Genomic DNA, 20,636 nt, shown 5'->3' on the forward strand with positions numbered 1-20,636 from the left:
TGCGGCAGCCAGGGCAGATGCAATCCGGTTCATTCCATATCCTCCAACAACAAGGGGCGGTAGCGGGACGTGCCGCGGGCGTCGAACTGCACGACGATCCCGCTCAGCCGCGGCAGGGTATAGGCCAGCTTCGACCGGCCTTCGGCATCGGTGATCAGTGGCGCCGATGCGCGCCAGCCACCCGCCAGCGCCGAAAAGGTGATCCGCCCCCGGGCGTTGCCCTGCGGACGGTCGTCCGGTCCCATGACCCTGAAGCGCACCGCATCGCCATCGCGCAATGCGGTGATGGTGCCGACCGGGTCCGGGGGCGGGCCGTGGGGATTGGCGACCGGCACCTCGCTGCAGAAGTTCAGCTCCCCCAGGCCCGTGCTGATCACCAGCTCGAAGCGCCCCGTGCGCGGCAGGGCCGTGACGGTTTCGAACAGTCCGGGCCGTATTTCCACGAAGCTGCGGTCCAGCGTTGCCACCAGTCGCGGAACGCCCCCGCGCAACGAGGTTGCGGTCATCGCGGGCGCATCGCCCATGACGGATCCATCCATGATCCGGTAACCCTGATAACTGTCGGCATGGACGGCCAGCATTCCCTCCATCGGGAAAAGCGGCGCCAGCAGTTGTCGGGCGGATCCGGATGGCGGCACGGTCGAGGAGCCTATCTGGATCTCGCGGAAATTCGCATCCTCGCCCCGGGCTATGGCCGCCAGATCCAGCGCGCCGACATGGGTCTGGCTGGCCAGCATCAGAAAGGCGGTGTCCTCGGAAAACGCGATCTCGGTGAACGGGGCATTGGCACCCACGGCCCGGACCAGCCGGCTTCGCGCGACATCCACCACATTGACCCGGCCACCCGAAGGGGTCCAGGCCAGCACGACCCGCCCGCGGGGCGAGGCCACCAGGCGCGCGGCCTGGTCGGCCAGCGGGATGATGACCGGGGCTTCGATATCCCCAAGGTAATGGACGGCCACGGTGTCGCGGCGAAGCACCGCGATGGCGAATGGCCGATCAGCCTGATCATCGTGCAGAATCGCCACATCAAGGGCATCGGGTGCCCCCACCCTTGCGACGATCGCGCCCTGCTGCGCATCGATGACAAGGGCGTGCCGCGCGTCCAGCGCCGCGGCCCATCGCTGGTCGCGCGCAGCACGAAGGGTCGCGACGCCCCGCGCAATCTCGTGCCGCTGCGACCGGGTCGCGAACAGCAGCTGCCCGTCGTCCTGCCGGACAAGGATGCCGCCCGCGGGTCCGGCGACCAGTTGTGCGGGGCGATGAAGCCCGGCCACCACCGTCTCGCGCTGTCCGGTCGGACCGACGGCCAGAACCTCGCCCGCGGATGGCAGGGCCAGAAGAAAACGGCGGCTGTCGGGGTCGGGCACCAGCGTGGACGGACGTTCGTCAAGGCGGAACGCCCCCATGATATTGGCCGAAGCCAACGAGAATTCCGGGTCCGAGAGGACCAGCGCGTCGTCTTCGGTCACGACACCGATGACCGGGTCGTTGAGAAAGATCGCCCCCGCTGGCAGCCGCCCTGTCCGGGCAAAGCTTTCGGCCGATTGCCCGCAGGGCAGATCGCTGGCGCTGACCTGCCGCAGCCACCCGAACAGCGTCAGCCCCGAGGGTGGCTGGCTGGAAAAGCCGCTTGCGACCGATACGCGGACCGTCACCGTCTCGCCTTCGGCGATTGCCGTCGCGATCGTTCCGTCGGGCCGGAGGAATTCGGCCTGCGCGACCAGGGCGGGCTTCAGATCCTCTGCCGCGCCCGTCCCGGGCTGGGCCAGCAGAACTGCGGCGGCGACCGCCCTTATCGTTCGGCGCATCGGGCGGCATCCTTGTCGGCAATGTCCAGAAGACCCCAGACCCCGCCCGCCCGGATATGGGTCGGCCCGTCATGCCAGACATAGGTTCCCTGCACTGCCGCAGGTCGCAGCCAGGCGGTCATCGTCTTGCCGGGGGCCAGCAGGGCCGAGCGGGGGAAACCGAAGCCGGGGAACAGATCGTCATATGAATGTCCGTTCATGACGAAGGCCCGTTGACGGGCACGCCCACCGGGATGCACGACGCGGATGACGACCTGCTCGTCGGTGCAGGCCTCCAGTTTCAGCTGACCGGCATCGGACAGCGCGAAGCGGGGCGGGAACACATGCGCGTTGAGATCGTCGCTCTCGTCGATGGGTGTATCGGGCGACGCCTGGCGCAGCATGCGACTGAAGGCCGGGGATCGTTGGCTGACGGCAGCCTCGCCCCGATCATAGCTGTCATCGCAGACGATGCAATCGGGCACGATGCGCAGCAAACGACCGTCGCCGTCCCGCGCCGGACGGTCGCCTTCGCCTTCCCAGTTCACCGCAAGCGTGGATGCGTCATCCCAATGGTTCAGCCCGTCCTGATAGAACAGGACGAATTCGCGCAGGTTGACGGGGTCGCCGTCATCCCGGGGCACCTGGTACAGCATCCCCTGCCCGTCCCCCAGGCCCGGCACATGGCTGGCTTCGCAGTATTCGTAACCTTCGACCGGATGATCGGCGCAGGACAGCCCGCCCGTTCCGGCAGGCTGCCAGTTCGCGGGCACCACGTCGATCACCCCGAACAGGCCATGCACGGTCTGAGAGATGACATCCCCCGTCGGAACGACGGGCACCGGCCCGAAGGCATAGGGGATCCAATGCGTGACCTCGTGCGCGGCCTGCCACAATGCCGATTGCACATGGGCGGCAATTTCCGTGTGAAGCTGTTCTGCGCTGGGGCAGTCCCGATCCGCCGCGCAGCCTTCGGCCAGCATCGGTTCCAGAACTGCCGGATCGGCGCCCAGGACGCCCCCGGTCAGGGCCTGAGGTGCCATCAAATCGAAGTCGTGACCCAGGACCGAGGCCAAGGCGGCGCCTTCCTCTGTATGCGGCACCACGATCAGCGGACCCGAATCCCCGCCCGTGACGCCCGAAAGAAGCGTCGCCAGGGGGCCTTCCGGCGCATTCAGAATGGCGATGGCATGGTTGGCAAGGACGGTCTGCGCGTCGTTCTCGTCGTCGAAATCAAGACGCGAACGGCCAGCATAGGACACCATCAGGCGACTGGTCTCGACACCGCCATTGCCGCCGGGCAGCGCTGAAAGGTTGTACCCGTAGCCCTTGGGAACGTCGCGAACCAGATCGAGGCTGGGCAGCCCGAGGCTGAGCGCAAGGGATGCCGAGGGTCGAACGCCGCCACGGTTGTCCGCATCGGGCAATGCCGCGAGGCGCAACCGCTTGCCGTTGTCGGAACCCTCGTGCAGTTCGGGAATGGGGTCGGCGTTCAACGGAACGATCCTGGGCAGGATCGCATCCCCGATCAGGTCGCGCATCGCGCCATCCGGACCACCCAGCAGGTTGACCACGCGCAGCCTGAGACAATCCCCGGCGCGGACGCGCAGGACGAAGGGTTCCGGTTGCGTGCCGTGGACCCTTTGGATGTCGGCGATCACCTTGTCCGCCGTCAGTGCCTTCCAGCTTGAATCGTCCGCGATATCGTTGATGCCCAGATCGTTCGGCGACATCAGGGCCAGCATCAGGCCGTCCGGGTCGTAGACACCGTCGGCATAGATCGTTCCCTTGGGGTCGAACACGCGACGGGTTTCGAAGGCGACCATGGCCGCATCCACGACCCGCTGCACCGGCCCGCCTTCGGTGGGATAGGGGCATGCCAGCCCCGAACCGGCCGGTATCCCGGGCAGCGCGGCCGCGCCTTCGGCGCCGCGCACGTTGCCGCGAAGGCGTGTGCTGATGGGCACGGCAGGTCCGACCTCGACCGAGTTCAGCCCCGGCACGGTTGCCGGATCGGGCGCGGTGCCATCCCTGAAGATGCGCACCAGCCCCCAGGCCCCATTCCAAAGCGCATCGACCGACCCGAAATGATAGAGATAGTCCGACGAGGTCTTGGGCGTGCCATCCTGGGCCTGATCGTCAAGACCGCCCGATGCACCGAGCAGCGCGCTTTCGACGCTTGCGCCGATATCGGCGCGCAGGCTGCCCTGCATCTCGAAATGCTCGGAGATGCCGATCTCCTGCGCGAAATTGAAGCCTTCGATATTGTCGCAATTGGCCAGCGCGGTTTCGAAGGCCTTCCAATAGGCGATGTTATCGGCGTCCCATGGCGGATCCTCCCGGTTCGACGGGGCCGTGTCCAGCCATTGGCGGTAGGATCCGGGCCGCCCCTGGACGATCTGCGCCAACTGCTGGCAGCGGTTCTGCAGCGATGGCGCAGCCGCATCGACCAGCGGCCGGGCGCCCTGGGGAAAGGCCTGATCGATATTGCGCTTGAACGGCTGCCCCGACAGGACGAAGGTATGCTGCACCTCTTGCGCGCCCTGGACCAGGCGGAAGGCAAGCCGCTCTCCGGCGAAGGCTTCGAGGACCGGCGTTTCGGGATCCTGATGCACACCCGAATGAAGCGCATTCCCCGCATCGCCGATTTCCCCGGTCATCTGGTGGGAATAGGAGCATGTCCCGAACATGCCATCGGCCAAGGCGCGTGTCGCATCGCTTTCGCCATGCTCGCCCGGTCGGTTCAGCTGCAACGGTGCGCAATCGGCCGATCGATCCGGGCCGCCATCCGTATCCGCGATCCGAAGCGGCAGGGGCGCACCGCGATAGTTCACCAGATACGGGTCGTGATGGTCGACCGAAATCGATTCCGGCCGCTCGGGTGCGGCGACGGGCCCCGCCATCCGCCCCGGTTGCGGTACGCCCAGGGGAAAGACGGGACGATCCGGGTCGAAGGTCCCGCCCGCCTTCTGGCGATAGCTGACCAGATGTTCCAGAAGCGCACGGACCTCGTTCGTTCCGTCGGGCTGGCCTGCCAACATGTCCCCCTGGTAACGCGACCGGTGGATATCGTCCCGGTTCAGCCCGCCGGCGATCCAGGCAGGCGGATCGCCGGGATAGAAGAAGCTGAGCCCGGGGCCCTCGCGTTGAAAGCCCGTATTGCAGGCCGCCTCCATGTTGAACGGGCTCAGCCGGTGGCGTGCCTCGCAATAGATCTTCGCCATTCCTTCCAGACCCCCGAGGCCCGCATCCATGGCACCTGTGGGATCCTGCATCGCCCTGACCAATTGTTGCGCATCGTTCCGGCTGCGCGGATCGTAAAGCAGCGCGAAATCGGCGATCGACATCGCGAATTCGCGATAGCTCGGGTGTTCGGGATCGCCCAGCCCGGTGCGGATCAGTTTGCGCGTCCCCTCCCACTGCTCGCCGCCCCATGCCACGGTCGTGGCCGCATCCGCCGGGTCCAGCGGCGTGGCGCAATCCGGGCCCGCCGCATCGAAATCGCAGACCGCCTGCAGCAGCGGCTTGCGATCCGGATCCCCCGCGACGCCGGTTCGGGCAGGCGGTTCGACCACGAGCGCGCTGTAGAACCCGTGCTGTTGGATCGAGGAGGGTCCGAAATGGTCATGGGTGAAGACCGTCCGCATCGTCCGGTCGATGGCCTTGCCCTTTTCGTCGTTCGACAGGATCGGATCGGCGAACCAGCGCTGGGTCGTGGTCTGGAACAGATAGGGGAACAGGCTGCGCGGCAGCCGCCAGATGCGATGTTCCTCGACCACGGGCGAGGTGCAGAAGCTGTCGCCGAAATCGGCTTCGAACTGCGGTGCGACACTTAGCGTGCCGGCGATGGCGGCTTCCAGGTCGGCCATGATCGCGGCGGCCTGCGGGTTCCCGGTCTTGTCCCATGCGCACAGCCGGGCCGCGACCTCGTCCGGGGCGAAGGTGCCGTCCTCATAGTTCCAGCCATTGCCCGAACCGTCCGAGGAGGTGACGTCGAACTTCACCAGATGGATATGCTGGCCGATGGTGTCTGTCGGCGTGCGCACCTGGAAATCGTCCAGTTCCAGTTCCTTGGGCAGTTCGTTGGTGTGCCGGAATTCGATGCATTCGCCCGACAGCGCGCGGAAGAAGAACGGCTCCTCGCTGTCGCTGATCAGGGGCGATATCAGGCCCGGTCCGGCCTTGAACCTGTCGGATTCGGTGCTGAGCACGTTGATGCGGGCCTGCGGATCATGCCAGCCCGCCCGGTTGACGATCATGTCCAGCTGCACGGCAGAGGCCTCGTATCGCCGATACCCCGCCACGGCCCCGTCGCCCAGGAACGGATCACCCAGCCAGCTGCCGGTCAGGGGGTCCGTGACCGCATCCGCCTTTGCGTCGGGGATCCAGCGCCCGCAGGGATCCGCAAAGGGCGCGCCCGGCCGGGGGGCGGCGCCGTTGACGTAAAAGACGGGCGGGCGGTCCGGCTGTGCGCCGGGCGCGGTCGCAAGCCCCGTGTCATAGCCGCCGTTCTGCTGTTGTGTCACCGCGGTCCCGTCCGCCCGCGCAAGGCGCAGCGCGCCTCCGTCGGGACCATAGCGTTCCCCATCATGGTGGAACCCCATCGCTGCCTGCTCCAGCCGCTCGCCCAGGGGGTCGCGAAGCTTGATGACGGCGCGGTTCATCTTGCCGCTCAGATCTCCGAGGGCGAAGGCCTTGGCGATCACCTGCCTCATCGCATCGACCTGCCGTTCGGGCGACAGCGCCTCGAATATCGCGGGATCCGAGATGACTTCGGGCAGCCTGATCCCCAATTCGCGTTCGGACCCCGCGCTTACGACATGTCGGTTCAGCCCCCCGTCCAGCCATTCGCCGGCGGCTTCGAACAGTCCCGACGCATCGCCGTCCCGGCGCAGATCCTCGGCGGCGCTGGCATCGGCGAATTCGCCAAGGTTGCGTGCGATATCAAGCGGCGCCTGCGGCGGCCTGTGGCCCGGTTCGGCCGCGATATAGAAGGGATAGCCGGGCATGGGGGTCGGCGCATCCGACAGCAGTTCCCCGCTGTCGGCATCCATGTCGGCGGCAACGGCATAGGTCGGTGCCAGCGGAATCGGTTCGCCCGGCAAGGGTACAAGCGCCGGGATGGGCGTTCCCTCCTGCGCGTTCATCCATTCGCCGGTGGTCGGATCGACGCTGCCTGCGCGGGCCGCCGCCCGATCCGCGACCGGCGTGAAATCGACCGACAGGCCGTCATGCGCCTGCCCGTCCGGCATCAGGCGGGTGCCGTCCTCCAGCGCGTCATGCACACGCCAGAGCGCCCACATCCCTTGCGCGAAATGCGGATAGAGATGGCAGTGGAAGATCGAATCCCCCACCGTCCGGTTGCGGTTCCCCGACCCCTGGCTGTCCCACCAGCCCTGCCCTGTATCGCCCGGACCGCGCAGGCCACCGTGATAGATGTTGTAGGTGAAGCCCTGCTGCGGTCCGACCGTCTGACTGTCGAGGTAACTGCCCCGGTTGGGGTCGTTGCCCGCAAACCACTGATGCGCATGAAGGTGGAAGACATGCGTTTCCTTCGGTCCGGCATGGAAGTTTCGGAAGACGACCGGATCGTTCAGATAGGAATGGTGAACGTTCGACGGGTCGTCCGGATACCATTCCAGCAAGGCCGGATCGCCGTTGACCCAGGATGACAGGAAGAATTCCTCGTACAGGCATTCCATGCAGTCGTCGCCGGGGCCGATGCCCTTGCGATTGGCCAGCAGGATCGAGCCCATGCCCGACGCCCCGTAATTGATCGCGAACCCGTCCTTTACCCCTGCCAGCTGGCCGAACTGGCCCAGCTCGCGGAAGTTTTTGGTATAGAAGGTCTTCAGCTCATCGTGGAAGAAGACCGAGAATTCACGAAACGAGGTATAAGCAGGCTCGACCGTTCCGGCATCGACCGGCTGACCCTGCAGCGCGGGCGCGCAATCGGCACCCGGCGCCGAGCTGTCGCAATAGATGATCGCATTCAGATCGCCATGCACGATCTCGACCGCGCCGGCATCGTTGAAATCCGCCTGGGCGGTTCCGTCGACCGGCATCGCCATGTTCAGGATCGGAACCCCCGTCCCGGCGTCGTCGGTGCCCTCGTAATCGGGGCCGCCCTGCCGGGTCCGGTTCGGCACGGTGCCGGTCGCGTTCCAGACCGCGTCCAGCGCTGCGCTTGTCACCTGGCTGCGATACCAGCGCGATCCGGGCTTCTGCGCCACGACCGCCCCGAACAGGCCATGGACAAGGCTGCCGCCGTTCCCCTCTCCGCCGGCGGGCGCAGCAAGCGAGGCGAAGAAATAGGTCCCCTCTTGCAGGACCCGGTAGCGGCAGTGGAAATCATCGCCGGGTTCTACCATGTCGGTGCCATAGCATGCGGGATCGGGGGCGTCCTTGCCGGGCATCGCCACGGGAACCAGGCCCTGGACGACAAGGTTCACGCCGCGTGTCCGGGGCCAATCGGGCGGTGACGCCCGGTCCTCCGGCGCATCGGATGATGGCTGCGTGTCGCAGGAAGCCTCGCCATGCGCCACCAGCTGCGCATCCCCTTCGGCGACGGATGCCCGGACGCGTTCCCTGCCGATATCGGCGGTGGGATCGGCCCGGTCGCAGAAATCGCGCGAGAAATCGGGGGCCTGCGACGGGGCAAGCAGATTGCGCACATGCACCACCAATGTATCCCCGACATTCACGCGCAGAACCATCGGACGGGGCCGTTTGCAATCACGCAGCCGCACATTTCCGGCAGACAGCCCGGTTCCGGCCGCACGGGTTTCCGTCCCCAGCAGCGTCTGGCAATCGCCCGCCGCAAGCGGTTCATCCAGCGACAGGTCGATCACTCCGTCGGCTGCAACCGCAGGTTCCAGCGGGGCAATGTCGCGGTTCAACACGAAGATCATCCCAAAGGGATTGAACGAGCCGAAGCGGTTATAGACCAATGTCTGGTCGATGGCGGCCAGATCCGCGCAGACCACCCGGGCATCATCGGACGCCTTCACCGACAGGCAGGTCTCGGACATCTCGGTCCTTTCGGGGGCGGCGCCCGTGGCCGCCACCGCCGGTGCACCGAACATGCCCAGGGCCATTCCACCCAGCAGGGCGACGAACTTGGGGAATTTGCGCATGACCACCCTCCGGAACTCAGCAAGCATCGCGACAAGACCAAGCGGAACAATATCGGGATGAAAATGCATTTCTGAATTCTTCGGGTTAATAATATTATTTTCAGTTCGTGCAGAAAGAGAATCTTTAAACCGCTTCTGATTCAGCATATCATAAATGCATCCGGTTATAAATTAATTATGGCCCATATATGTCCGACATATTCCATATTCGCGAACTTATGGCGGGTCATCGCACTCCGCCGGGGGCGGCCAGCCGTGTTCGTTCGATCATCCGAAGCAACCGACCGGCGATCGTGCTGCTGGCCGATCAGCTGCCCGATACCGCCCGGTTCGAAACGCTGTCCGATGCCTCGCGCAGGCTTCTAGCGGCGCGGGTCGCCGCGATTGCCCCCTCGGTCGGGGTGATCGAAGTGAATGACGGGGGCCGGTGGCTGCGGCTGGGAACCTGTTTTCGCGTTTCGGCCGACAGACGCCGCGTTGCGACGGCCCGGCATATGCTGGGCGCCATTCTGAATCCGGGCGCGGCGATCCAATGTCGGCCGAACTCCATGCCTTTGATTGCCTCCAATCGACCACCATACCGCCCTGCCCGCGTGGTGTTCGAACGACAGTCCGGCAGTGCCGTGACCGACCCTGCGGTCGATACCGTCATCGGCGTGGAGGGCGTCGAATGGGCGCATCCGAAATGGGATCTGATGCTGTTGCGCCTGAACGCGGATTGCGACCGCGAACCCGTCCCGCTGCGGCAGCCGGATCAGGGCCCGAACGGAAATCCGCTCGAGATCGGCGTCATCGGTTACCCCAACCCCTCTACCGCCCCCTCGGATGCGAATGCGCTGATCGGGATATTCGACGGCGATCTTGCGACGAAGCGCGCCGCTTACGGTGTGACCGGAGGCCTTGGCCAGGCGGTCTTTCTGCACGATGCCTCGACGCTGCCGGGCAGCTCCGGCTCTCCGATCATCGATCTGGCCACGGGCGAGGCGATCGGCATTCATTACTTCGGGGGTTCGGGCGTGGACGACCCCAATCGCGGCGTCTTTCTTCCCGTCGTTCTGGGGGAACAGGCGCTGCATATGCGCATGACCGGGCCTGCGGGCGCGGTGGCACCCGACCCGGACAAATGGCCAGACGCGTCTTCTTTCCATTTCGGAAGACCCCTGACCCAGCTGCGGGCCACCGGCGAGGAATTCGCGACCCAGGGGGACGATCTGCCGAGGATGCACGCCCTGCTGCCGGATCGCAGCGATGCGCGCGATCAGTATTATCGCCCCGTGCTGCAGCCGGCCCGGCAATCCATCCTGCCCGAACGACCCACCGCAGGTGAGATCGGTTGCCAGGCCGATCCGTTCAGTTGCGTGGGCTTCGCGCTTGCATCGGCGATCAACCTGCAACTGAAGCACGTTGCGGGCGGGGCCGGTCAACGTGTCAGCCCCGCGATGATCTATGCCCTGGCGACCCGCAACGATGAATTCGTGGACGACCTGCCCGGCGGCACGTCGCTTCGGGGCGCGATCAAGGGCATCTATCACCATGGGGTCTGCCTGGATAAGACGGCCCCCTATACCGGGCACGATCCGACATGGCATCTGACCATCGCCGCCGCCAAGGAGGCCCGCAACATCGCCCTCGGGGCCTATTTCCGGCTGCACCCTCTGGTCAGCGACTATCAGCTTGCGGTGCAAGAGGTCGGATCCGTCGTGGTCTCGGCATATCTGCATGAAGGTTGGCGGCGCCGCACCCGGCCCGTCGGGCGCATTCCGCAGAAGCCGGGTCGATCGGGGGCACATGCCTTCACCATCGTCGGTTATGACGATCGGGGGTTCGTCATTCGAAACTCGTGGGGCGAGGATTGGGGCCAATGGAAGGGGCGCAAGGGCCACGCGCATTGGAGCTATTCCGACTGGGATGCCAACGTGATCGACGGTTGGGTCCTCAGGCTTGCGCCTCGTGCGCCTGCGGCCTTCGATCTGCAGGTGCGGTCATTCCCGACAGCCGGGCAGCATGCGACGGTCCCTTCCGCCGTGGCCCAGCTGCGCAACCCGCGTCGCAACGCGTTGATCGGGCATTCGATACAGGCAGAACGCGACGGCTTGCGGGGGGACGGTCGGATCGGCGCCGGTCCCCGCACGCTCCGAGAGACCGCGCTTTTTTTGGCGTCCGACAAGGGCCGACGGAAATATCCCCGACTTGCGCTGATCTTTCACGACCCTGCCCTGGGTGACGATGTCATCGCCCGGCTGAGCGCCCGGCTGATCGAGCCATTCAAGCTGAACGGGATCTATCCCATCAATGTCGCCTATGGCGTGGATGAGATCCGCACCCTGGTCCTGCGCATGACCGACGAGGCGCGGCGCGCGGAAAAACGGTCGGACGGGGTGGCCGAACCGCTGACATCCTATCTGACCCGGCGGGGGCTGGTGGTTGCGCGCCCGCTGCTGCAGATGTGGCATGAAGGGATCGCGGCGGCCCTACAGCCCGGCGGCGGGCTGTGGCGCGGGCTGGCCACGATCGGCGCCGAGGCAGGCATTCTTGGCACCCCGTCACAACCACGGCCCCTTCATGTACTGTCCTTCGGATGCGGATGGGCCGTTGCCGAACAGGTTCTTGCCACCGCCGAAACGCTCGGCTTTCCCAAGATCGAGAGTATCGGCCGTATCGCACCCGCAGTCGGAGGTCTTCCACCCAAGGACGGGGTCATCCGCGTGCGCACGTGGCTTCTGGCCGACCCGGCGCCTGCCGACATTGCGCTGCCACGCTTTGCCGGGGATTGGCCGGATCTCTTTGCCCGGCTGTCGCCCGACAGCCCGTCCTGCCCCCGCGGTGCAGATCGCGCGAAGCTGCCCGCAGACCTTGCAACCGCCTGCAGCACCGCATCGGTTCTCAACTTGGCACTACGCAACATGCTTGGCCGCAAGCCGTCGCGGACCCGTTCCTTCATCTGAGGCGGATGTCCGGCACCCCGGCCCCAAGCGGTTCGACCATCCGGGCAGCACGGCATCGAAATCGGCAAGGCGGCGTGCGATCCGGTAGACCGCGAATGACCTGCTCCGTGGCGTGCTATCCGCCACTATTTATTAATATCCCAAGAATTTTTCTTTTTTAAGCGAATTGTTCCCACTGGCGCATCGCATTGAAACAAACCTTCATAATCAATGACCTTCGTGGCCTACCCAGCTCTTACTCATCTGCGCGGCACCCATGTTTCGCAAGTTGACCTAGGCACGCCAGAAGTGCCTGTACGCAAGAATGCGTCACCGTCGATTCAGCGGCTTCCTGCCCTGACTATCGATCAACGTGTCCGTCAGGGTCTGTGTGCAAACCCGTCGACGCGAGCTTCCTGATCCAACTTATTCGCGCTGCTCGTCTTGAGCTGCCGCAGATCATCCCTGAGCGCGCATGACGGTCTGGTAATGCAGCGCCTGATCCTCTGGCGGCTACCCAAACAGGCCGGAATGGCTTGCATCAGGCGCCGGACGCCGATCAACGCGACCACTCTCTTCATATTGCAGGCCAGAACATTAGGCGCCATCTCGGTTCTGACATTCTTTAGCCCCCGCGTCAGGAAACGGGTGTGCCCCATCCAAGCTTTGATCGTGCCGAACAGGTGTTCGACCGTGCAACGGCGCAAGGTCATCGGGTTCGCGTCCCCGCTCAGCCGTTCGTACATCGCATCGAGCAAATGCCCATGGTCCCATCGAGTGATCCGGCGTTCGTTGCCACTGGTGCAGCGGTGCGGGACCCGACAATGCTGACAGGCGTTGGTCCAGTAGCGACCGTCCCGCAGCCCGCCTTCCCCTCGGGTGCAGCGGTCAATCAATTCTTCACCCACCGGGCAGACATGGACATCGTGTGCAGGGTTACAGGCAAAATCGGCCCTCGCATACATACCTTTGGCCCGGCTGCCCGAGGTTTACGGGCGCGGCATGGTCGTGGTGATCCCCGCCTGATGGCAAGCTAGGATCTGAGCGCCACTGAAATACCCTTTGCCGGCGATGGCATGCAGTCCGTCGCGCGGAAGGGCTTCCTTGGCGGCGGTCGCCATTGGGCCGAGCTGGTCGCGAGCAAAACCCTGATTGGTAACTTCGTGTGCCACGACCAGATGCGTCTCGGTACCGACCGCTGTCTGCACATTGTAGTTGACCATGCCGCCATGCCGGGCGCTGGTCGTCATGGCGCGGGCACCGGGATCGGTTAGGGAAATCTGCCCACCGGGTGCGTCGGCCAAAGCCTTCTGCATCGTCTTCAGTCGCGCAATCTCCTGCCGGGTGCGGCCCTAACGGATGGCAATCTTGTTCTTCGTGAAGTCGTGGTCGCGGTTGTTCACTGTCTTGAACTTGGTGCCTGCGATGGCAACGCACCCCCCTTAAGCGCGCCGATCCGGCGGCAAAGTTCGACAAACCGTGCGCATGTCCTGCGGATGGCTGGGCCATTGCCCCGCCGGAAGTCAGAGATGGTTTTGTGGTCGGGCACCAAGCGGTTGGTCAGCCACATCAGCTCGAGATTGCAACGTGCCTCGTGTTCCAGACGGAGGCTGGGTGGGATCCGGTTCAGCTAGCCGTAGATGAAGCGCTTCAGCAGGATGGATGGCAGCCCGGACGACCGGGTCGGACAGGCACACAACGTCCGAACCCAAGCGCAAGAGGATTGAGCTCATCGAGAAAGAGGTGGATGAGACGGTTCTCGAAGAGTTGAGGTCTACAGAGCGGACAATTCAGCCGATTGCTGCGGGGGTCCAATATTGTCTCCGCTACGAACCGCCGGTCATAAATTGCGGATTCTGGGCATTCGCCGCGTGCCATCCTGCCGGTGCATACCAATTGATGCCGCCATTCGAATGGTACAAAAAATCAGAAGCCGCTCTCGTATGAAGGGTGCATCGAACAGTCACATCACCTACGAACGCGCGGGGCACGCGTGATCCGACTTGCTACACTTGTTATTCGAACGAAAACTCTGCCCGGACCTTGTCCCGTGCCTCATGCAATGCGAGCTCCAAGCGCGTTTTTATGTCTGCGAAACGCATTGTCGGTACCGGTACCGAAATCGCGTGGTAACTTCCGCTCAGGTCACGGAATGCAAATCCGATGGCGGAAATGCCGGCGGTGTGTTCGTCAAGATCATAGGCCAGACCGTTCGCGCGAATATCTTCCAGCCTGCCCAGCAATGCCTGTAGATCACCATCTGTCGATCCACCCGCGGTTTCCTGGTTGATCAGCTGCCGCGACTGCTCTTCCGGCATCAGCGCAAGGCAGGCGCGGCCATTGGCGGTGGTGGTCAGCGGAAAGATATCACCGACGGACGACACGGTGCGCAGACGGTGCAAGCCGGGCACCTGATCAAGGAAGATCATACCGCCATTGCGGAACACCGCGAGATCCGTGGTTTCACCGGTCTTCTGGGTTACTTCGTTCAGGATCGCGCGGCATCGCTCCACGATGTTGAAGTTCGCCGCTTCGGCAAATGCACCCAGTTCCGGGCCAAGCCGGATACCGCCGCCATTGGGGTCCTGCATGACGAACCGCTCTGCGGACAAGGCACCCGTGATTCGCTGTACCGTAGAGCGGGGCAAGTTGACGCGCTGCGCGATCTGACCAAGGCTGAGCCCGCTTCGTTCCTCCTTGAGTACGCGCAGGATGGCGGCGGCCCGCGCAATAACCTGAATTCCTGACCGGTCCTTTCCGTCATTATTCTTAATCATTAGAGGAATTTACCTTTCGCTTTAGTACTCATTGCTTGCTTCGCAGTTCAGATCGTTATGTACCGCGATGCGGTGCAGATCAACCGAATTATAGGTTTTGATTGACCGTATCGTGGACTTATGTACCGTAATTCGGGACGGGAGGAGGAGCTTCCTGCATAGACATTCAATCCGACACCGGTCCTTGGCCGGTGAACAGAGAAGGTGCATCCGATGGTCGAAATTCGCGGGATCGAGTTTCAGGAAAATACCAATAACGACATGGGGCTGGAGTTCTACAATCTCAGTCACCGCTTCGGGTTCCAGAACCCGAACTGGCCGTACTTTCAGGATACCAAGATCGAACGTATCCACTACATGGCCAAATCCGGCGTGCTGAGCCAGCGCATCACCACCACGATGCATGCGACCACCCACATCGACGCACCGGCGCATGTGGTGCAGGGCACGCCCTTCATCGACGAGGTGCCGCTGCCGCATTTCTTCGGCACCGGCATCGTCGTGTCCATCCCGAAGAAGAAGTGGGAGCCCATCACCGGTGAGGATCTGGAAAAGGCCTGCGGACACGCCATCCGCAAGGGCGACGTCCTGATCATCAACACCGGTTGGCACCATGACTATGAGGACGGCGACTACTTCGCCTATTGCCCGGGTCTCGTGGCTTCGGCCGGCGAATGGATGGTCGAGAAGGGTATCAAGGTCGTGGGACATGACACCCAGGCCAACGACCACCCGCTGGCCACCGCGATCGGCCCGCAGCGCAACGGACCACTGCTGCCGCATCTGGAACAGGAATACAAGGAATGGTCCGGCGGCAACGACTGGAAAGACGACTTCCCCGAGTGGGAGCCTGTGCACAACATCCTGTTCAAGAACGGCATCCTGGGCATCGAGAACGTCGGCGGCGATCTTGATGCCGTGACCGGAAAGCGCTGCACCTTTGCCTTCTTCCCGTGGAACTGGGACCGCGGCGACGGCTGCATCATCCGCCTCGTGGCGATGATCGACAAGTCGCAGAACTTCCGCATCGATGACGGTTCCGAGTTCTGAACGCTCCCTGACTGGCCGCCGGGAGATCGGCGGCCTCTTTTCACGATGCGAGTGCGAGGGAGGACGCCATGCATGTAAAACGTTTCGAGGATGCGCAGACCTATACCGCCCCCAATCATTTCGAATGCCATGGGCTGAGGCTTCAGGGGTTCGAGGAAGGTGGACCGACAAATCAGTGGATCGGATTCAGCCAGTTCCTGCCTGGCGGCGGCGCGGGCCCGGACAGCACGCCCTACGAGAAGGTCTATGTCGTGCTCGAAGGCGAGATGACGGTGATCGTGGAGGGCGAGGAAACCGTGCTCGGTCGGATGGACAGTTGCACCATCCCGCCAAACGAGGTCCGCAGGATCGAGAACCGCATCAATGACACGTGCAAGATGCTGGTCGTCATTCCCTATCCCCCGGAGGTCTGAGGCATGAACGCGATGGCAAATCCCCTCTCGATGTTCGACGTCAAGAACCAGGTGGCGCTGATCACCGGGGCGTCGGGCGCTTTCGGCATGGTCGCGGCGCGTGTCCTCGCCGGGGCGGGCTGCAAATTGGTGCTTGTCGCCGGCAACCAGGACGCACTGGACGAAATCACCGAAGAGTGCCGCGGCATGGGCGCCGAAGTGACGGCGATCAACAAACGCCCCGCCGACGAGGAAACCTGCAATGGCCTCGTGGCACGGGCGGTCGAGGCTTACGGGCGGCTCGACATTCTCGTCGTCGCCTCGGGCATGAACAAGGTCGCGCTGATCAACGACATGGCGCCCGAAACCTTCGAATCCGTGATGGACGCCAATGTCACGCAAAGCTGGTTGCTGGCGCGTGCCGCTGCGGGGCAGATGAAGGCGCAGGGCGAAGGTGGCAAGATCGTGCTGGTCTCCTCGGCGCGCGGGCTTTTGGGCCATCCGGCGGGCTACACGGCCTATTGCGCCTCCAAGGCCGCGACCGACGGCATCGTGAGGGCACTGGGCTGCGAGCTTGGCCCCACCGGCATCACGGTCAATGCCATGGCACCCACCGTTTTCCGCTCGCCGCTGACCGCTTGGATGTTCGGTGACGACGAAAAGGCCAAGGCGGTGCGCGATGGTTTCCTCGCACGTGTGCCCAAGGGTCGCCTGGGTGAGCCGGAAGACCTTGCCGGGCCGCTGCTGTTCCTCGCCTCCAAGGCATCCGATTTCTACACCGGGCATATTCTCTATGCCGACGGTGGCTATACGGCGGGCTGAACAATGATTTCCAACAAGCAGCAGATCGCGGTCATCGGTGCCGGACTTATGGGGCACGGCATCGCGCTGACCCTGGCGCGCGCCGGACATTGTGTGACGATCACCGACCCGCATGCCGAGACGCTGAATTCCGCCCCGAAGCGGATATCCGACAGTCTGCGGGTGATGGGTGCCGAGGATGACGAGATCGCTCGTACATCGAAGATGATCGAACCGTGTTCGTCGGTCGCGTCGGCCGTTCGCAAAGCGGATTACATCTTCGAGGCCGCGCCGGAGAAGCTGGACCTCAAGCGCCAGATCTTCGCCGATGTCGAAGCGCATGCACCCGTCGCGGCGGTGCTGGCTTCCAACACTTCGGTCATCCAGATCACCAAGATCATGGACGGACTGAAACACCCCGAACGGGCGCTTGGCACCCATTGGTGGAATCCGCCCCACCTGATCCCGCTGGTCGAAGTGATCAAGACCACGTGGACCGACGGCGAGGTCGCCGACCGGATGATGGCCCTGTTGGCCAGCGCCGGGAAAACCCCGGTGATGGTGGAGAAGGACGTGCCGGGATTTATCGGCAACCGCCTGCAACACGCGCTTTGGCGCGAGGCGGTGAGCCTTGTCGAACGCGGCATCTGCGATGCGGAAGCGGTCGATACGGTTGTGAAGTCCTGCTTTGGCCGCAGGCTGGCCGTGCTGGGCCCGTTGGAAAACGCCGATCTTGTCGGCACCGACCTGACGCTGGATATCCACGAAAACGTGCTGTTCGACCTCGAAAGCCGGCAAGGCCCGTCACCCTATCTCCAGCAGCTCGTGAAGGATGGTAAGCTGGGCATGAAATCCGGTGAAGGCTTCCGCAAATGGACGGAAGACGAAGCCAATGCGGTGCGCGCCCGCGTGGGCCGTCACCTGACCCGGCTCGGAGGCATTCTCGACGACTGAAACTGACCTGATTTCGGATCAAACCCGGCGGGGAGGCCGGGAGGAGGAGAAAACCATGATAAAGCTGCTGACCCCCACACGTCGTCGGTTCCTGACCGGTTCCGCCGCGATGCTGGCCGCCCCGGCGATCCTGCGCGGAACCCGCGCCTACGCGCAGACCCCGACATTGAAAGTCGGTCATGTCAGCCCGCGCACCGGGCCGCTGGCCGGGTTCGCCGAGGCAGATGACTATGTGCTGGCTGCCATCCAGGACCACTTCAACACCGGTGTCGAAAACAACGGCAAGACCTGGAACATCGAGATCATCTCGAAGGACAGCCAGTCCAACCCGAACCGCGCCGCCGAAGTGGCTGCCGACCTGATCCTCGGTGACGAGGTCGACATCATCGTCGCCGCGTCCACCCCCGACACCGTGAACCCGGTCTCGGACCAGGCCGAGATCAACGAGGTGCCCTGCATCACCACGGATTGCCCTTGGCAGCCCTATTTCTTCGGCCGCAACGGCGTGCCGGGCAGAGGGTTCGACTATACCTATCACTTCTTCTGGGGGCTGGAGGATGTGATCGGGGTCTTCCTCGACATGTGGGGCCAGTCCGGCGTGACGAAGGTGGTCGGGGGGCTGTTTCCGAACGACGCTGACGGCAATGCCTGGGGCGATGCCGAGCTGGGCATGCCCAAGCCGCTGGCCGCCGCCGGCTACGCCCTGACCGATCCCGGGCGGTATCAGCCGCTGACCGACGACTTCTCGAACTACATCAACGCCTTCAAGGACGCCGGCGCGGAGATCGTGACCGGCAACATGATCGCGCCCGACTTTGCCACCTTCTGGTCGCAGGCGGCGCAGCAGGGCTTCAGACCCAGGATCGTGACCATCGGCAAGGCGCTGCTTTTCCCTTCGGCAATCGAGTCGCTCGGCAATCGCGGCGATGGCCTCTCGTCCGAGGTCTGGTGGTCGCCCAACCATCCGTTCAGCTCGTCGCTGACCGGCGCCAGCTCCAAGGATTTGGCCGAGGGCTATGCCGCCGCCTCGGGCCGCCCCTGGACCCAGCCCATCGGCTTCAAGCATGCGCTGTTCGAAGTCGTGGCGGATGTCGTCAGGCGCGCCGAGGACCTGGATGACTACGAATCGATCGCTGCGGCAATCCCGAAGACCAAGCTCGACACGATCGTCGGCCCGGTCGACTGGTCGAACGGACCGATCGACAACGTCACCAAGACGCCGTTGGTCGCCGGCCAGTGGCAGAAAGAAGGCGATGCCTTCGATCTCAAGATCGTGGCCAATTCCGCGGCACCGGACATTCCGCTTACCGGTGAGCTGAAACTTCTCTGACCCCCCAAGGGGCGGCAAATGCCGCCGCCCGACATCGCCGATGGGAGGCCCCGATGGCGCAGATCCTACAACTCGACGGCGTATCGAAATCCTTCGGCGCCGTAACCGTTGCTGACGGCCTCAGCTATGGGCTGGCACAAGGCGAGGCGCTTGGCGTCCTCGGTCCCAATGGTGCCGGCAAGACCTCGATGTTCAATCTGATCACCGGCACGCTCATGGCAAACAGCGGGCGCATCAGCTTCGAAGGCGAGGACATTACCGGCATGAGTGCCGCGCGCCGATCACGCGCCGGCATCGCCCGCAGCTTCCAGGTTCCGCAGCCCTTCACCCATATGACGGTGTTCGAGAATGCGATGGTGGCGGCCACGCAGTCAGCCGGACTGTCCGGGCGCGAGGCCGAGCGGCTCTGCCTCGACGTGCTTGACCAGACCGAGCTTCTAGGAAAGGCCAACGACCGCGCCGGCGGGCTGACCCTGCTCAACCGCAAGCGGCTTGAACTGACCCGCGCGCTTTGCGCCAAGCCCCGCCTTCTCTTGCTTGACGAGATCGCGGGCGGGCTGACCGAGGCGGAATGCACATCGCTGATCGCCACCATCAAGTCGATCCACGCCAGCGGCGTTTCGATCATCTGGATCGAACATGTGGTGCATGCGCTGATGGCGGTGGTCGAGCGGCTGATCGTGATCGATTTCGGCCGCAAGATCGCCGAGGGCGAACCCCGGGCGATCATGGAGAGCCCGGAAGTGCAGGAAATCTATCTGGGGATTGAAGCCGATGCCTGAACCGATCCTGACACTCACGGGCCTCAATGCCTTCCATGGTGATTTCCAGGCGCTTTACGGGGTCGACCTGGAGGTCAACGAGGGCGAGGTCCTGGCCATCATCGGGGCCAACGGCGCCGGCAAGACGACGCTGCTGCGTTCGATCGCCGGGCTGATCGGGAACGAGGCGTCGCAGATCACCTATCGCGGCAGGCCGATCGGCAATGCGCGCCCAGACGTGGTGGCGAAAATGGGCCTCGCCATGGTGCCCGAGGGCCGACAGCTCTTTCCCTCGCTCTCGGTCGAGGAGAACCTGATGATCGGCGGGAGGGTCAATCGCGCGGGCCCGTGGAACCTGCGCAGGGTCTATGACCTCTTCCCGATCCTGGAGGAACGCAAGGCGCAGGCCTCGACCTCGCTTTCGGGCGGTCAGCAGCAGATGGTCGCCATCGGCCGGGCACTGATGGCCAACCCCGATCTGATCATGTTCGACGAAATCAGCCTCGGCCTCGCGCCGGTCATCATCCGCGACATCTACAAGGCACTGCCCGGCATCGTCGGCGGCGGCATGAGCGCGGTAATCGTCGAGCAGGACATCACCAAGGCGCTTGCCGTGTCGTCCCGTGTCTACTGCCTGCAAGAGGGTCGGGTGTCGCTTAAGGGCAGGTCCGACGCCGTTTCGCGCGAAGACATCGCACGCGCCTATTTCGGAGTGGAATGA

The 20,636-nt window shown here is 64.1% G+C and carries 11 protein-coding genes and 1 pseudogene; 8 read left to right on the plus strand and 4 right to left on the minus strand.

All coding sequences use genetic code 11. The annotated features are described in order from the left end of the window. Positions 1–29 precede the first annotated feature (29 nt). Positions 30–1,811: a hypothetical protein gene (locus KO490_RS14550; RefSeq protein ID WP_216020103.1), complete on the minus strand. Its 1,782-nt coding sequence runs from the start codon at positions 1,809–1,811 to the stop codon at positions 30–32. Beyond that, positions 1,796–8,926, minus strand: coding sequence for a hypothetical protein (locus tag KO490_RS14555; protein WP_216020104.1), 7,131 nt, complete (start codon positions 8,924–8,926; stop codon positions 1,796–1,798). The genes KO490_RS14550 and KO490_RS14555 overlap by 16 nt, the downstream gene beginning before the upstream one ends. A 188-nt stretch (positions 8,927–9,114) precedes the next feature. Between KO490_RS14555 and KO490_RS14560 the strand changes: the two genes are divergently transcribed. Beyond that, positions 9,115–11,871, plus strand: coding sequence for a trypsin-like peptidase domain-containing protein (locus tag KO490_RS14560; protein ID WP_216020105.1), 2,757 nt, complete (start codon positions 9,115–9,117; stop codon positions 11,869–11,871). Between the two features lie 503 nt (positions 11,872–12,374). Here KO490_RS14560 and KO490_RS14565 read toward each other — a convergent pair. Together KO490_RS14565 and KO490_RS14570 are read right to left on the minus strand one after the other, a co-directional pair. Then, positions 12,375–13,605 (minus strand): annotated as a pseudogene (locus KO490_RS14565) (transposase); the annotation flags it as partial. A gap of 260 nt (positions 13,606–13,865) precedes the next feature. Next, positions 13,866–14,627 carry an IclR family transcriptional regulator gene (locus KO490_RS14570; RefSeq protein ID WP_216020106.1) on the minus strand — a complete coding sequence of 254 codons (762 nt, stop codon included), beginning with the start codon at positions 14,625–14,627 and terminating at the stop codon, positions 13,866–13,868. 213 nt (positions 14,628–14,840) lie between these two features. On the opposite strand from KO490_RS14570, the gene KO490_RS14575 reads away from it, so the two are divergent. The 7 genes from KO490_RS14575 to KO490_RS14605 all read left to right on the plus strand — a co-directional run bounded on the left by KO490_RS14575 (position 14,841) and on the right by KO490_RS14605 (position 20,636). Then, positions 14,841–15,677 carry a cyclase family protein gene (locus KO490_RS14575; RefSeq protein WP_216020107.1) on the plus strand — a complete coding sequence of 279 codons (837 nt, stop codon included), beginning with the start codon at positions 14,841–14,843 and terminating at the stop codon, positions 15,675–15,677. A gap of 68 nt (positions 15,678–15,745) precedes the next feature. Beyond that, positions 15,746–16,090, plus strand: a complete 345-nt coding sequence (locus KO490_RS14580) for a cupin domain-containing protein (protein WP_216020108.1) — start codon at positions 15,746–15,748, stop codon at positions 16,088–16,090. Between the two features lie 3 nt (positions 16,091–16,093). Further along, complete coding sequence (locus KO490_RS14585) at positions 16,094–16,891, plus strand: SDR family NAD(P)-dependent oxidoreductase (RefSeq protein ID WP_216020109.1); 798 nt, start codon at positions 16,094–16,096, stop codon at positions 16,889–16,891. A 3-nt stretch (positions 16,892–16,894) separates the two neighbouring features. Next, complete coding sequence (locus KO490_RS14590; protein ID WP_216020110.1) at positions 16,895–17,824, plus strand: 3-hydroxyacyl-CoA dehydrogenase family protein; 930 nt, start codon at positions 16,895–16,897, stop codon at positions 17,822–17,824. A gap of 109 nt (positions 17,825–17,933) precedes the next feature. After that, positions 17,934–19,154 (plus strand): ABC transporter substrate-binding protein, encoded by a 1,221-nt coding sequence (locus KO490_RS14595; RefSeq protein ID WP_252727192.1) that lies wholly within the window; start codon positions 17,934–17,936, stop codon positions 19,152–19,154. 53 nt (positions 19,155–19,207) lie between these two features. After that, positions 19,208–19,936 (plus strand): ABC transporter ATP-binding protein, encoded by a 729-nt coding sequence (locus KO490_RS14600; protein WP_216020112.1) that lies wholly within the window; start codon positions 19,208–19,210, stop codon positions 19,934–19,936. Continuing rightward, on the plus strand, positions 19,929–20,636 hold the full coding sequence (locus KO490_RS14605) for an ABC transporter ATP-binding protein (protein ID WP_216020113.1): 708 nt from the start codon (positions 19,929–19,931) through the stop codon (positions 20,634–20,636). The genes KO490_RS14600 and KO490_RS14605 overlap by 8 nt, the downstream gene beginning before the upstream one ends.

This window comes from Paracoccus sp. C2R09 (assembly GCF_018860625.1).
Taxonomy (GTDB): Bacteria; Pseudomonadota; Alphaproteobacteria; order Rhodobacterales; family Rhodobacteraceae; genus Paracoccus.